Raw genomic sequence first — 15263 nt, 5'->3', positions numbered from 1 at the left:
TCTCCCTGAACTGGGTAGTTTTTTATATTCCAAAAAGATTCTATTTTTTGTTCTAAATATTTTCCGGTTTCTAAATCCGGTAGGTTGCTAATAATCGAAAAAGTTTTTTCATTCTGGTCAATTCCTTTTAGTGAATAGGTTGTGGAATAGCCGTTTTTGGTTTTTGTAACTACCTTTACTACGTATAATTGCCTGATATTTATCCTGTTAATATTTTTTGCACCAAACCAAGGTAGTGGTTCGTGGGTTATTCTTATCTCATTACGGTCTGCAACAACTTTTGTTTGGTTGAGTATGCTAGCGATAGCATAATAGAATAGGCCTATTCCCACTATGCTATGTAAGGAGAGGAATAAATACTCAGGTACTTGAGATCCACTATTATGCATTGATAAAATCAGGGTTATAATGATTCCGATCCAAAAAGCGGCAACTATTAGAAGAAAAATACCTATTAAGACAGACCACTTCCACGTGAACTCAATTTCATAGTTATTTTCTTGTACTTTTATTTTCTCCGGTAGTGGAATTGCTTTAGAACTTTGGTTGGAAAAATTTTCTTGTTGCATAATAGTGGTATTTTTTTAGTAAAATTTTAATTAAAATTAGCAATAATTTATAGATAGTAGCAGTAGTTAGGAATAAAAGTTTTCACTATTTTTAGGTAAAAATTTTTATTCCTAACTGAGCTGAGTGCGGCTAATTATCGTCGGTAAACTCTCCCTGAACTAGGTAGTTTTTTATATTCCAAAAAGATTCTATCTTTTGCTCTAAATATTTTCCGGTTTCTAAATCCGGTAGGTCACTAACAAGCGAAAAAGATTTTCTTTTCTGGTCAATTCCTTTTAGTGAATAGCTTGTCAAATCGCCGCCTTTGCTTCTTGTAACTACCTTTACTACATATAATTGCTTGATATTTATCCTGTTAATATTTTTTGCACCAAACCAAGGTAGAGGTTCGTGGATTATTCTTATCCCATTACGGTCTGCAACAACTTTTGTTTGGTTGAGTATGCTAGCGATAGCGTAATAGACTAGGCCTATTCCTATTATGCTATGTAAGGAGAGGAATAAATACTCAAATCCTTGAGATCCACTATTATACATTGATAAAATCATGATTATCATGATTCCGTTCCAAAAAGCGCCAAGTATTAGATAGATAATAAGCCCTTCTAAGGTAAACCACTTCCACGTGAACTCAATTTCATAGTTATTTTCTTGTAGTTTTATTTTCTCCGGTAGTGGAATTACTTTGGAACTTTGATTGGAAAAATTTTCTTGTTGCATAATGGTCGTATTGAGGAGCTAAATAATTCATGCATTATAGTTCTTTCAATTTAGAATAAATTGTTTGCTATCAAATAGTTACAAAACTAATTAACTTCTTCTTCGACCGAGAAGTTTTGGATTTCCCAGAAAGCCTCTATTTTTTGTTCCAAAAACTTTCCTGCTTCTAAACTGGGTAGCACAATATTTGAGACAAGCGTAAAATGGCTACCATTCTGCTGAAGGCCACTTAGTGAATACGAAACATTTCCCCTATTGAATTTTTCAATAACATATAACTGCTTGATTTTGTTTCTATTAATAGATTTAATCCCAAGCCAAGGTAGTGGCTTATGCGTAATCATAATTTCATTTTTGGTTACGATAAGGGTTGTCTGGTTAATTAATTTAACTATGCCCAAATAAATCAGAAAAATACCGAGTAATAATTCTGCATAGGAAATAAGGTACAGAAGAATGTAGCTATTATAGAACCCTCTACCGGTGACCATAGAAAACGCAATCGCAACCAGACATAAAACACCAATTATGATATAGATAATCGCATATTGTGGATTCCATTTCCAGTCAAATTGTAGGCGTTGCCCGGCCTCCTGAAAACTCATATCGTTCGGTAATGGAAATTTTTTGGTATCTCCGTTATCTAATGTTTTTTTACTCATAATTAAAAAATAAGAATATTAAATTTTTCTGATATATTCAATTTTAGGTGGCTAAGTTACAATTTTAAACAGCTTGCACAAAAATATTTAGGTGTATTTCGGGAAAGAAACCGAATAAAAATCCCCCAAATTAATACTTGCTATAATTTACGGCATAGGATTCTCATTTTGAATGAGTTTAATGGCTTCCGGTAGCAAAGAAACTCCGCGTAAGAAGGTGTTATCTTGCTGATGTAAACTTGGATAAAATCCGGCATCATTGAAATATGCTCTACCGATATATGCTTTTAAATAGTTGTTTATTAAGAGTTTAGATGTAGTTAAATCTTCTTTCTTAATTTCAATTTTCTGCTGTTTTGCGAAGTTGAGCATTTCTTGCAGCATTTCGGGAGTAGGTTGAAACTGTTTGGCAAATGCCAATCCGTTGAGATATTGTTTTTTTAGTTGTGGATTTGCTTCTGCATATCTGATTGCAAACTGGCGAAATAAGCCGTTAGCTAAAAATTCGGATAGCGTTTCACTCCAGCTAGTAGTATCTTTTGGGGTAAAAAAGTCCGGCATAATTCCGCCACCGCCATAAACAGTTCGGCCTTTGTGGGTTTTATATTTTAAAGAATCTGGAAACTTGATTTTCGATTCGTCATATAATTCGCCGGTTTCTATTCTTTTATAGACTTCATTTTGGTATTCTTCGGTGCTGGTTTCAAACGGTTTTTGGATGCACCGTCCGCTTGGGGTAAAGTAGCGGGATACAACGATTCTGACGGCAGATCCGTCTTTCAGTTTTCGTTGGGTTTGCACCAATCCTTTGCCAAAAGAGCGTGTACCTACGATAATTCCTCTGTCCCAATCCTGAACGGCTCCCGAAACAATTTCGCTGGCCGAAGCAGAACCTTGGTCTATTAGAACTATCAAGGCACCGTTTTCAAAATCGGCTATTTCAGCGGTAGCCTCATACCGGCTTTTGCTCTCCGGAGTTCTGCCTTCTGTATAAACAATCAATTTATTTTCTTTCAGAAAAGCATCTGCCATATATTCAGCCATTTGCAGGTAACCGCCTGGGTTTCCCCGTAAATCAAGCAATAGATGCTTCATTCCTTGTTTTTTGAGATTATTGAGGTTATCCCGAAACTCTTTGTAGGTAGTTTCGGCAAAACGGCTTACTTTGATGTAACCTAAGGTATCATTGACTAAATAGCTGAAATCTACGGAATGAACCGGAATGGCATCGCGGGTCAAGGTAAATGGTAATAGTTTGGAAAAACCATGTCTTCGGACTTCAATTTTTACCAAAGTTCCCTTTTTACCCCGTAATTTTTTGACTACGTCGTTGCTGGTGATTTTAACACCGGCCACATTTTCTCCCTCAATTGTGATGATTCTATCACCCATCTGGATGCCAGCTCGTTCACTGGGGCCACCGGATAAAGGTGTAACTACATACAGCGTATCATCAATAATCTGAAACTCAATCCCGATACCGTCAAAACTTCCACTCATCTGGTCTTCAACCTCCTCCATTTCGCTTTTGGGAATATAAAAAGTATGTGGATCTATGCTTTTAAGCATACAAGAAATGGCCTCATCGGTAAGAGTCTGGTCATTTAATGGTTTAATATAATAATAATTAAGGAGTTGTAATACTTCAGAGAATTTACCGTCTGGATTATTATAGGTAGTGTCCGGCCAGAATTGATTTAGTTTTAAGCCAATCAGTACTCCAAAACCCAACGTAAGTACCAACAGAATTCCAATAATAATCCCCCGAATCATGGGTTTTTTTAAAATAACGGCAAAGATAGGCATAGCCCGCCAATTATGCACTGAACAAACAGGATTTAGCAGCCAAATCGCTTTAGCTTTCAGGAAACAAAAAAATCTATAAATTTGTATTCTTCGCTGTAATCGGTATTTAACATAATCTAAATCAAGCCATCGTGAAAAAAATAATTATCGGAATATTTGTCTTTATTCTGCTTATCATCACTGCATTAGCAGTAATTCCCATCTTTTTTAAAGATAAAATTATTGCCGTGGTGCAAAAGACCATTAATGAGCGTGTTAATGCCCAAGTGAGTTTCAAGGATTTTGACCTGTCATTATTTTCAAATTTTCCACGTATGACGATTTCTCTGGAGAATTTACAAGTATCTGGAAAAGGCGAATTTACGATGGATACGCTGCTAAAAATCCAAGATTTTGAGTTGGCACTTAACCTAAGCTCTGTCTTATTTGGAGAAGACCTAACGATAGAAAAGATTCGTATTGCTAAGGGTAATATTTTTGCCCATGTTTTGAAAAATGGTAAAGCCAATTGGGATATTGCGGTACCGGATTCGGCTGTTCAAACACAAGATACCAGCAAAACTACATTTAAGCTAAAATTAGCAGCGTATGCTTTGGCCGATCTAAATATCCGCTATTGGGATGAAACAATGCCTCTAAACGCACAGCTAACCAACTTAAATCATCGCGGATCCGGAGATTTTACAGAGAGCCTCTTTGACTTATCTACCAAAACAGACATCCAAAAACTCCTTGTGGAGTTTGACGGCACTCGCTACCTGAACCAAGTAGCCTTTAAGGCAGACGTTAATTTGGGAATAGACCTTAACAAAAACCAATATAGCTTTAAAGATAATTTCTTTGAAATCAATGATTTAAAGATTGGCTTACAAGGAAATATTGCTATGCCCGGCGAAGATATTGCCTTAGACATATCTCTGAAAGCCCTCAAAACCGAGTTTCAAAGCGTGCTTTCTTTGGTTCCGGGAATCTATACAGAATCATTCAAAGACCTGAAAACCGAAGGAAAATTTGAATTAACTGCCTCTGCAAAAGGAATTTACAACAAAAATACCTTACCTACTATTGCGGCAAAATTAGGGATAGAAAACGGCTTCTTTAAATATCCTGAGTTACCGGAGCCGGTCAGCAAAGTTAATGTAACCGCCTCGGTAAATCTACCCAATGGAAACATTGAAGCACTTGAATTGAAAATCCCGCAATTTCATGCAGAAATCGGAAAAAATCCCATTGATTTAAAATTAAACTCTACGGGAATGAAAACCATTAACTTAGACGCTACCTTAAAAGCTAATGCAGACTTAGCGACCCTAAGCAAAGTAATTCCATTAGAAAAAACCGTTATGAAAGGAACTCTGTTTGCAGATGTTGAAGCAAAAGGTACTTATTCCCCAAACCAATATCCGCAAGTAAAAGCTAAAATCAGCTTAGAAAATGGATTCTATCAATCAGCAGATTTCCCGATGGCTATCGAAAACCTAAACCTAAGCATGACCGCCGATAACCCAACCGGCCAACTCAAAGATATGCGCATTGACCTAACTAACTTTCATGCCGAACTCGATAAGCAACCTATTGATGGAAAGCTAATTGCATCCAATATGGAAGACATCAATTATGAACTTTTCCTGAAAGGAAAGTTAGATTTAGAAAAACTTATCAAAGTCTATCCACTCGAAGGCACTCAGATGAAAGGTATTTTAATTGCTGATATTCAATCACAAGGAAAACAGTCTGCGGCTACTTCTGGAAAATATGACCAACTGCCAACCTCGGGCACGCTGCAAATCAGTGATTTTTCCTATAAATCAACAGCATTACCGCAAGGAATTACGATTCAAAGTGCTGACCTTAAATTTAGCCCCAAAGATATTGCACTTTCAAGCTATCAAGGAACAGTAGGAAAATCAGACATCGCGTTGAATGGTGCAATTTCCAACTACATCGCGTATGTACTCTCTGACGCACCCATAAAAGGAAATTTAACCCTAAACTCCCGTAAATTTGATGCTAATGAATGGATAAGCTCCCAAGAAGTGCCGGAAAACTCCTCCGCAGACTCGGTTTCATCCCTGACGGTAGTTGATATTCCAGCTAATATTGACTTTTTATTACAAGCCAATATTGACCAGATTTTATATGACAATTTGAAAATCAACGAGTTTAAGTCCGGTGTTTTGATAAAAGACAAAACCGTTCGTCTTGTGGATGCCGGATTTAACGTGCTGGGAGGCAGAATGGTAGCCAATGGTACTTACTCCACCAAGGATATTGCCAAACCTACCATAGATTTTGGATTGACATTATCCCAACTTAGTTTTAAGGAAACTTATGATGCTTTTTATACGATGCAGCGTTTTGTTCCGATAGCACAAAATATCGCCGGGAAGTTTAACGCTAACCTACATTTTTCTACCCTGCTACGCCAAGATATGATGCCTGATTTAGGTACGCTTTCGGCCTCCGGCCTCGTTGAAACCATAGATGCCATACTCTCAGATTTTCCGGTATTGAACAAAATGCAGGATTATACCAAAATCTCCCACTTTTCTACAATAAATATTGGAAATACCCGCGCTAAATTCACCATAGCAGACGGAAAACTAAACTTAGAGCCGATGGATATTAAATTTTCTGATTATCAGATGAATGTTGCCGGCTACACCGCATTAGACCAATCCATAAAGTATGTTTTGAAGATGGACGTTCCTACCGGTGCTGTTGGGGCAGCAGCGGTTTCTGCCATAACTAAATTTACCGGCCAAAACATAAACGCACCGCAGCGGCTCAAATTCGATTTATTTCTTGGGGGAACGATCAAAAACCCAACCATCACAGGAGGTGCTGTCGGTAATTCGGCGGCTAATACTGTAAAAGAACAAGTAACCAATGAAATTAAAAATCAAGTGAACGAGCAAACGGAACGCGCTAAGCAAGAGGCAGAACGGATTCGTAAAGAGGCCGAAGATAAAGCTCGCGCAGAAGCAGACCGAATCCGTAAAGAGGCCGAAAATAAAGCCCGCGCAGAAGCAGACCGCGCTAAAAAAGAAGCCGAACAACGCGCCAAAGAAGAAGCCGAAAGACTAAAACGAGAAGCCGAAAATAAACTCAAAGATAAGTTCAGATGGCCAAAATAACCCAGTCCCTAACATTCATCTTAGGGCTATTCCTAACCCAAACAGCTTTTTCCCAAAACACAGCCTTCCGTAGATCCGTTCCGGTAATCCATGGAATAGACACCTTAGCAAATGCGTGGGCAGGCGGGCTAAACAATCCCATGACCTACTCCTTAGAACTCAACTTTGACGGCAAGCCTGACCTCGTGATCTTTGACAGAAGCGATAACTTTATAGCACCTTTTCTGAACATCGGCACACCCGGATTCCCAAAATATCAATTTGCGCCTCAATTCAAAAATGCCTTTCCAGATACATTTATCCAACGAATTCAATTTGAAGATTTAAACTGTGATGGAAAAAAAGACCTCATCGCGAACATAAATTCTAACATCATTATTTTAAAAAATACTTCTGCAAATGGCCAACTTAGTTTTGCCCTTTGGCAAGATACTGTACTAACAAACTATGGAGGGGTTTCCGGAGTAAGCCCGCTATACATCTCCGTAGAAGATGTGCCGGCTTGGTATGACATTGACTCAGACGGAGATATTGATTTACTGACCTATGATATTTTGGGCAGCCAAATAGAGTACCATAAAAATATTGCACAGGAGCAGTTTGGGCGTTGTGATACCATTATTTTGTCATTGCGCTCAAGTTGTTTTGGGCATTTTTATGAATATTACAATTATGGAAACGGGACGTATCAAGCGATACTAAACAACCCGCCTTGCAACCCCGGTGAAAAAAAACCATCCGAAAAAGTACAACACAGCGGCGGTGCTATCCTTGCCCTGAGCCTCAACGCAGATTCACTTGCCGATATAATTGTTTCTGATAACGGCCCGGCAAATGCCATCGCATTATTCAACGGTGGCTCCCAAACAATTGCCCACTTTATCCACCAAGATTCTATGTTTCCAGACTACAACTTCCCAATCTATGTAGTATCATTTCCGGCTTATTTTTATCAAGACGTTACCGGAGATTATATACCGGACTTGCTCGCTTCACCCTACCAAACCGTAGGTTCTCAGGATGTGCAAAGTCTTTGGATGTATAAAAACTTTGGAAGTATCCAACAACCAGATTTTCGTTTGCAGTGGCAAGATTGGCTGCAAAATACGATGATAGATGTAGGTACAAATGCAATTCCTACTTTTTTTGACTGGAACCAAGATGGAAAAAAAGATCTCATTATCGGCAATAGAGGAAAATTTCAAAATGGCCAAGATGTAGCTTCAGGATTAAGTTTGTATATCAACATCGGCACAAATGAAAACCCAATTTATCAACTTAAAACAACTGATTATCTGGGTTTGATGAACGACCCGCTTACTACCGTTTTTCAGCAAATTCATCCTGCATTTGGGGATTTAGACGGCGATCAAGATGAAGACCTGCTCATCGGTTTTAACAATGGAAAAATTTGGTATTACCAAAACAATACAACCCCCGGAGATACTGCAAAATTTACCTTAACAGCCCAAAACTACCAAAATATCAATGTTATCAAAAATGCCGCTCCAGCTTTGTATGACATAGACTCTGATGGCGACTTAGACTTGCTTGTAGGAGCATCAAACGGAAAAATATTTTGTTATGAAAATATAGGAACGCCGCAAACCCCTAACTTTCAACTCTTAACAGATAGTTACGGAAAAATCCAAATGAAGGAATATTACTTTTCTTTTGTTGGAAATGCCAAACCTTACGTAGTTAATTTAGATTCAGATAATTCACCCGAACTTCTGGTAGGGTCATTGGACGGAAAGGTTTATCTTTATGATAACATCTACTTAACTTCAACGGATTCGTTTCCAAGTTTGGGTACATTAGACGGGATAGATTTTGGCACGGAATCAAGCCCTGCTGCTACTCAAATGGGTGTAGATTCTATGGGTTACATCGTTGGAACCCGCCGAGGCGGTGTGCATTTTCTCAAAACCAATAAATCTATCACAACTCAAAAACCAATAGAACTAACTGATAATCAGATAAAAATATTCCCAAATCCAGCTACTAATCAAGTTTGGATAACCACAGGATCAAACAAACCGGTCTTAGTTGAAATCTTTAATTCGCAGGGAATGAAAGTCAAAGAGCCTTTTGCCGTTTCTAATGGGGAAGCTATCTCTACGGAAAATTTCCCTATCGGATTGTATGTATTCAGGTTTTCAAACAAAACAAATACCAAAACAAATACTGAAATACACAGAATATTGATTATCAAGTAATTAAATTAATAATCAATAGGTTTAATGTTGAGTAGAGAGAGAGGGATTCGAACCCCCGGGGCTTTAACACCCAACGGTTTTCAAGACCGCCGCAATCGACCACTCTGCCATCTCTCTAAAGTGCCGCAAAATTACATAAAACAATATTATCTTCCAAATGAAATTAAAATTGAACCTCTAAATTATTATCCATTTTAAAAAAATCATATTTGACTTGTAATAAGCAATTTATATGGATATTCTGTTAGTTAATTAAGATTTAAAGTACTTCAAAATGGTTTTTTACTACGATATTAAACACTTTTAAAATATTTTTTTCTGTTAAAATATCCTTTGGGCATCCATAATCGGTAATTTCTTGATTCTTTAGTAGCAGCACTTTGTTGGAAAATTTTGCGGCAATATTGAGGTCATGTATAACGCCAATTACCGTAATATCTGGATTTTGAGCCACAAATTCTTTCAGTTTATCCATCAAATCATACTGATAAAAGACATCTAAAAAGGTTAGTGGTTCATCTAATAGCAATAATCTGGGTTTATTTTCTACGGATTTCCAGATTTGGGCAAATACCCGCGCAAATTGAACCCGCTGTTTTTCGCCTCCGCTTAGGGTAAGGTAGTTTCTGTCTTTTAGTGTGAATACATCAAATAATTGCATTGTGTGTTCACAAATATTGAGATCTGTATGGCTTGGTTTTCCTTCAAAGTGTGGATAACGCCCCATAAGTACCACTTCAAATACACTTAGCGGAAAACTAAGTTCAATATTTTGAGAAAGAACGGCTCGAAAAGTAGCTAATTCTTTAAGTGAAAATTTTTGGATAGGCTGATTTTGGATATAAATTTTTCCCGTAGTAGGCTTTAGTTCGCTGCTTATCAGTTTAACCAAAGTTGATTTTCCGGCGCCGTTAGGGCCTAATATCAAATGTATTTCACCGCTTTCAAAACTGCATGAAATATCATGGAGGATTTTTTTGTCCTTAATTTGATAGGAAAGATTTTCTAATGTAACCATATCAAAAGGAATAGTTTGTTTTTTGCAAGAGGGCAATAAAGATGGGTGCGCCAATCACAGAGGTTACTATTCCGATGGGGAGTTCAGCGGGGCTTAGCAAAAGACGCGCAGTAATATCCGAAGCTGTTAAGACAATAGCCCCCAACAAAGCACCCGTCCAAATCAAAATCCGATTATCAGACCCGCTTATCATTCGCAGTAAATGCGGCGTAATCAAGCCAACAAAGCCAATAACCCCCACAAATGCCGTAGAAACGGCTACCATAATCACGTTTATGAGTAATACCTGCATTTTTAATTGTTTGATATTTACCCCCAGCAGTTGTGCTTCTTCTTCACCCAGCATCAAAGCATTTAATTTCTTAGCGTATCTCAAACTTAATAGCAAGCCGGATATGGTAACGATAGCTACGAAAAATAAGCCCTCCCAATACGAGCCGGATAAAGTTCCTAAGTTCCAAAAAGTAATAGATCTGGCTTGTGGGTCGCGGGCTATGTATGATAGAAACCCAACGCCGCTGAGAAACAAAGCATTTATTGCCATACCGGTTAGTAATAAGGAAATTACAGAGTTTTTTCCGCTTTGTTTTGATTGGGATAAGTAAAAGACCATTGCAGTAGAGATGATGCCACCGATACAAGCTGCAAGGGGAAGTGTCCATTCACCTAAGTGAATTTTAAAACTTGCCCCTAAAACGAAATATAAGGCTGCTCCAAAGGCTGCTCCACTTGAGGTGCCAACTAAGCCCGGCTCAACGATGGGATTCCGAAACAATGCCTGCATCAAAACGCCTCCAACGCCCAACGTAGCTCCTACCAATATTCCCATAAAAACCCGAGGTAAGCGGATGTATAAAAAAATCCGATGATTCAAGTCTAATAACGTTTTTCCGCTGAAAATATTGACAAGAGCATCGCTGATTTCTTGGTTGGAAATGTTTACAGCACCAAATCTTACAGAAATAAGGGTGGTAAGCAGCAGCAGAATGAACAGCACAAGCCCAAGAAGTGCCGGCTTAGGGGTTTTCATCCGGATGAATGAGTTTTTGGATTAACAAAACATTTTCCCCTGTTCTGGGACCTAAATACACGAGATCATGCTCTTCGATTCTGAATATGTGTTTATTTTTATATGCTTTGGTAGCTGAAATTCCGGGTAGTTTTTCTATTTCGTTATTTTCTTGGAGCTTGTCGTAGCCAAAGTCAGTCAGTAAAATGATGTCCGGGTCTGCGGCAGCGACTATTTCCGGTGATAATTGTTTCATTCCTTTTTCGTCTTTGACGGCCATTTCTCCGCCAGCCCATTCCAGCATCTTAGCAGCGGTACTTTTTTGGGTCATCACTAAATAGACATTAGAGGCACGTCCAAAGTGAATAATTAAGACTTTGGGTTTCTTTTTGTAGTTCGTTGTTTTTTGCAAAGCGGTCTGCATTTCGCTATTCATTTTTTTGCATAGCGAGTCGGCTTCTACTTCTTTTTTAAAATAGCTTCCCATTTCCCGAATCAGAGAATCTGTTCCTTCGATTGTAGATTGGTATTTTCCAAATACTTTCATCGGGATTTTCAGCTCTTCTAATTGCTTCACAACGTGCTCCGGCCCAATGTTGTTATCATGTAAGATGCAAGTTGGTTTCATTGCCAAAATTGTTTCCGAACTCAATGCACGATGGTAGCCAATTGTGGGTAGTTTTTTTATCTCCGGCGGATATGTACTTGACAAATCTACTGCAACAATGTCTTTTTGGGCCCCTAAACCAAAGATAATCTCCGAATATTGTTTTGAAATACAGACAATTCGTTGCTGATTTTCCTCTTTTTCGTTTTTATTACTAAATCTATCACAACTTAGAGCTGCAAAAGCAAACAGCAGTAGCAAAATATTGTTTTTCATATCTTAGTAGTTTTAAAGATAAAAAAGCCTGCTTCTACTTAGAAGCAGGCTTTGAGGTTGGGTTAAAAAGTGTATCTGAGATTTAAACCGCCAAAGAAGTTAATATTTCTAGGTGCGGGGATATAGGCATCTGGTAGTTGATTTACAAACACCATGTTGTAGTATTGCACACCGGTTATGTTATTTGCTCCGGCATAAATATCTATATCAAAGTGCTTTATGTTTTTACGGAATCCTAATTTTGCGTTAAGCAGGCCATAAGGATTGGTTTTGTTTAAACCGTCAGACGTATAGGGCATACTGCTGCGATAATTGTAATAAATATTTCCAAACAGGCCGATTTTTGTATCTGCATCAACACCTACGTTGAATACTATGGGAGCTACACCGGCTACTGCATTTCCGGAATAATCTTCTGTTACAGGATTATTACTGGCAATTTTTTGATACCGATAATCTCCATACTTAAAGTCAGAATACGTGAAATTAGCAAATGGCTGTAAAGATTTAAGGAAACCGGTATTGGATTCTATGGCTTTATAGCTCAAGAGTAATTCAAGTCCGTTATTATTTGAGCGGCCGCCGTTTACGATGTAAGTATATAATGTAGCAGTATTTTGTGGGTTCGGTACGGCTACAGTTGTAAACTTGTTTTGAAACGTTGTATTAAAAATAGCTACTGTATAAAACAGTTTGTTATTGAAGAAACTGCCTTTTGTACCTAATTCAATTTGAGTGCCTTTTTCCGGTTTTAGATCGGTATTTACTTGCCCTGTGGTTGAGATTAAAACATTTCCGCTCACCGGAGCTTTGTAACCAGTAGAATAGGAAAAATATGCAGAGGCAACAGTACTGATTTTTTTATTGATGGAAAAAGTCGGGGAAACTAATCCGTTATAGCTGGCTTCATAAACTTTTGATTTGATATTTCCGGGTTTGTTATTGCTTAGCCCCCATAAACGGTCTTCCAGACGAATATTCATGTTGCTTACGCCTACGCCAGCAGTAACACTAAAACTCATAGGTAAAGTTACCGTCCATTGGGTAAAATAGGAATACGTAGAGTTTGTTGTGGCCTGATTGCTTGTAGCACTTGTGATAGTATTATAGCCACCGATATTGGTGCTATCTGTTCCCATACCATAGCCCATCGTTGAAGCATTCATTTTTTGGGCTTCAATACCTGTAATTCCGGATAAAGTGATTTTTTCAGATAGTTCAAATTTCTTTTCAAACACAGATCGTAGGCCATAGTTTATCGGTAACTTATCTGTCCAGCCTCCGGCTGAACTTTGGTTGATGTTTTGAGAAGAGCCAAAGAGTGTAGTTGTATTCGATATTTTTTTGCTGAAGCGATAAGTGTGCCCGATACCGGCTCTAAATGATTTAACGCCGGAATGAGCATCATTTTTGACATAGCGCGGGTTACCGGAATAATCCAATGTGTCATACTGTTCCTTCGTTAATTCACCGTTTCTTTCGTCATAGCTATTTGCATAACCCAAGTAAGTTGTGATACTTTGCTTATCGTTCAGGCGGAAGTCTCCGATCATATTCACAAAGTCTTTTTTGGATTTTGTGTGGGGCATAAAACCGTCATATTGTTGGTGGCCATAGTTTACGAGTAAAGAGGAGCGTTCCCCTCCAATACTTAAACGGGTGGTGGTTCTGAGTAAGCCATAGCTTCCGGCTAAAACATCTTGACTAACAGCGGTTTTGTTTTTGGGAGCTTGCTCTGTTCTCATATTAACTACGCCTGCGATAGCCAATCCATAGAGGCTACCTGCGGGACCTTTTAATATTTCAGTATTAGAAACGGAGCCGTAGTCAATATCATCCATTACCGTAATGCCTTCTGCATCGGTGATAGGGATTCCGTTGAGGTACATTTTAATGCCTTGTCCGTCAAAGTTGCTGTTTATTCCGCGTACACCGATTCCGTTACTGTATCCGCGAATAGTTATTTGCTGGCCGGCAGAAAGTGTTCTGCGTTGCATCGTAACACCCGGAACGTTGGTATTGATGGCATCATCGAGAAAAAGCCCAGTAGCTCTTTTCAACGCAATCTTATCCATCTTCACAATGGAGCTTGGAACTTCCAGTTGTGATTTATTGGGATTAGAAGTAGCTGTAATTTCTACGGTTTCCAATTCCTGGGCATCTGATGTCATGGCAATTTCGATATTTTCTCCGCCGCATTTAAAAGTTTCCTCTACGGTTTTGTAACCGGTAAGCGTTATTTTCAAAGAAACTGACCCGGTACAGTTTATGGTAAATTCCCCATTCTTATCCGTTACAACTCCTTGAGAGTTATCAATAGAAATATCAACTCCTGCTAAAGGAGTCTTCTCAAATTCGTCAACTACTTTACCTTTGAGTTGACCGGTCTGTGCAAAGGCTGCCAATGAACAAACCACGCTTATAATAAGCAAAATATTTTTTTTCATTTTTGGTTTAATTTTTTAATAAAAGATTACAATCTCTCTTGCATAACAAGAGTTAAATAGGTTTATAAAGCTAAAAAATTAACCAAAAATGGGAGGGGGAGTTAGCGTTTCAATGTGTGGTGAATTATAAAAAACAATTATTTCGGGAAAATTATGTCTAATTTGAGGGGAATGATAAGGTAGCAAAAAGTCGTTTTTTTCTACAAGATATACTAATTTTAATATTTTGACGGCATTACTAAGCGGGCTGTTCGGGGTTGTTGATTCTTGCGCCATCTTCTGCCGAACTATTGGATCTAAGCGAGCGAAAAGAGCTGTTTCTTCAACATCATTGATGCAATATAACTGGATAGAATTGTTCGTTTTTTCAACATGGACAATATCAAACATCTGGTTTCCTAAACGAAATTCCTTGTCTTGCCTTATCCAATCTATTTGTTTGTACTCTTCTTCAGAAAAGCTAAAAAAGTGCAGTTTATTTTTAGGTACACCGGCTTCTATTTGTTCCTTAATGATTTTTCTAAGACGAACTTGCTCAAATTTAAATATCAAAAAAATCCCCGTTATATCAAAAACAGCTACCAGCAGCAAAAGTATTGATAAGGGTTTTCTCAGCATCTGATTCGAGGCAACAATATTAGCAAACGTTTTTGCAAAAAAAATATTACCAGCCAGAATTGCAAAATATTTTTCATTTTTGAGTATAAAATAATGTGGGTTACACCATTCATACCTATACTAATGTTAGGTTAGATATGTTATGACGCATATATTTCGTATCTTTACAAAAAA

The 15263-nt window shown here is 38.1% G+C and carries 11 protein-coding genes and 1 tRNA gene; 2 read left to right on the top strand and 10 right to left on the bottom strand.

Going from position 1 to position 15263, the window contains the following annotated elements:
• The 4 genes from LC115_06640 to LC115_06625 all read right to left on the bottom strand — a co-directional run.
• The coding region (locus tag LC115_06640; GenBank protein MCZ2356352.1) for a hypothetical protein at positions 1-569 on the bottom strand (569 nt) is incomplete at its 3' end.
• A gap of 130 nt (positions 570-699) precedes the next feature.
• Complete coding sequence (locus LC115_06635; protein ID MCZ2356351.1) at positions 700-1290, bottom strand: hypothetical protein; 591 nt, start codon at positions 1288-1290, stop codon at positions 700-702.
• Between the two features lie 86 nt (positions 1291-1376).
• Positions 1377-1952, bottom strand: coding sequence for a hypothetical protein (locus LC115_06630; protein ID MCZ2356350.1), 576 nt, complete (start codon positions 1950-1952; stop codon positions 1377-1379).
• 147 nt (positions 1953-2099) lie between these two features.
• A complete protein-coding gene (locus tag LC115_06625) occupies positions 2100-3758 on the bottom strand; it encodes a S41 family peptidase (protein MCZ2356349.1) in 1659 nt (552 codons plus the stop codon).
• 131 nt (positions 3759-3889) lie between these two features.
• Between LC115_06625 and LC115_06620 the strand changes: the two genes are divergently transcribed.
• A complete protein-coding gene (locus LC115_06620) occupies positions 3890-6895 on the top strand; it encodes an AsmA family protein (GenBank protein ID MCZ2356348.1) in 3006 nt (1001 codons plus the stop codon).
• Complete coding sequence (locus LC115_06615; GenBank protein MCZ2356347.1) at positions 6883-9114, top strand: T9SS type A sorting domain-containing protein; 2232 nt, start codon at positions 6883-6885, stop codon at positions 9112-9114. The genes LC115_06620 and LC115_06615 overlap by 13 nt, the downstream gene beginning before the upstream one ends.
• 32 nt (positions 9115-9146) lie before the next feature.
• Here the strand turns inward: LC115_06615 and LC115_06610 are convergent.
• The 6 genes from LC115_06610 to LC115_06585 all read right to left on the bottom strand — a co-directional run bounded on the left by LC115_06610 (position 9147) and on the right by LC115_06585 (position 15089).
• A tRNA-Ser gene (locus LC115_06610) sits at positions 9147-9231 on the bottom strand.
• A 142-nt stretch (positions 9232-9373) separates the two neighbouring features.
• A complete protein-coding gene (locus LC115_06605; GenBank protein MCZ2356346.1) occupies positions 9374-10132 on the bottom strand; it encodes a heme ABC transporter ATP-binding protein in 759 nt (252 codons plus the stop codon).
• A 1-nt stretch (position 10133) separates the two neighbouring features.
• Complete coding sequence (locus tag LC115_06600) at positions 10134-11162, bottom strand: iron ABC transporter permease (protein MCZ2356345.1); 1029 nt, start codon at positions 11160-11162, stop codon at positions 10134-10136.
• Positions 11149-12024, bottom strand: coding sequence for an ABC transporter substrate-binding protein (locus LC115_06595; protein MCZ2356344.1), 876 nt, complete (start codon positions 12022-12024; stop codon positions 11149-11151). Before LC115_06595 ends, LC115_06600 begins: the two co-directional genes overlap by 14 nt.
• A gap of 62 nt (positions 12025-12086) precedes the next feature.
• A complete protein-coding gene (locus LC115_06590) occupies positions 12087-14471 on the bottom strand; it encodes a TonB-dependent receptor (GenBank protein ID MCZ2356343.1) in 2385 nt (794 codons plus the stop codon).
• A 78-nt stretch (positions 14472-14549) separates the two neighbouring features.
• A complete protein-coding gene (locus tag LC115_06585) occupies positions 14550-15089 on the bottom strand; it encodes a hypothetical protein (GenBank protein ID MCZ2356342.1) in 540 nt (179 codons plus the stop codon).
• Positions 15090-15263: the final 174 nt, after the last annotated feature.

Source organism: Bacteroidia bacterium (assembly GCA_026932145.1).
Lineage (GTDB): Bacteria > Bacteroidota > Bacteroidia > J057 > JAIXKT01 > JAIXKT01.
This window is presented reverse-complemented; position numbering and strand designations above follow the sequence as displayed.

Bases quoted from the DNA above. Each gene is read 5' to 3' on its own strand.
- LC115_06635 (MCZ2356351.1), bottom strand. From the start codon at position 1,290: ATGCAACAAGAAAATTTTTCCAATCAAAGTTCCAAAGTAATTCCACTA.
- LC115_06630 (MCZ2356350.1), bottom strand. From the start codon at position 1,952: ATGAGTAAAAAAACATTAGATAACGGAGATACCAAAAAATTTCCATTA.
- LC115_06625 (MCZ2356349.1), bottom strand. From the start codon at position 3,758: ATGCCTATCTTTGCCGTTATTTTAAAAAAACCCATGATTCGGGGGATT.
- LC115_06615 (MCZ2356347.1), top strand. From the start codon at position 6,883: ATGGCCAAAATAACCCAGTCCCTAACATTCATCTTAGGGCTATTCCTA.
- LC115_06605 (MCZ2356346.1), bottom strand. From the start codon at position 10,132: ATGGTTACATTAGAAAATCTTTCCTATCAAATTAAGGACAAAAAAATC.
- LC115_06600 (MCZ2356345.1), bottom strand. From the start codon at position 11,162: ATGAAAACCCCTAAGCCGGCACTTCTTGGGCTTGTGCTGTTCATTCTG.
- LC115_06595 (MCZ2356344.1), bottom strand. From the start codon at position 12,024: ATGAAAAACAATATTTTGCTACTGCTGTTTGCTTTTGCAGCTCTAAGT.
- LC115_06590 (MCZ2356343.1), bottom strand. From the start codon at position 14,471: ATGAAAAAAAATATTTTGCTTATTATAAGCGTGGTTTGTTCATTGGCA.
- LC115_06585 (MCZ2356342.1), bottom strand. From the start codon at position 15,089: ATGCTGAGAAAACCCTTATCAATACTTTTGCTGCTGGTAGCTGTTTTT.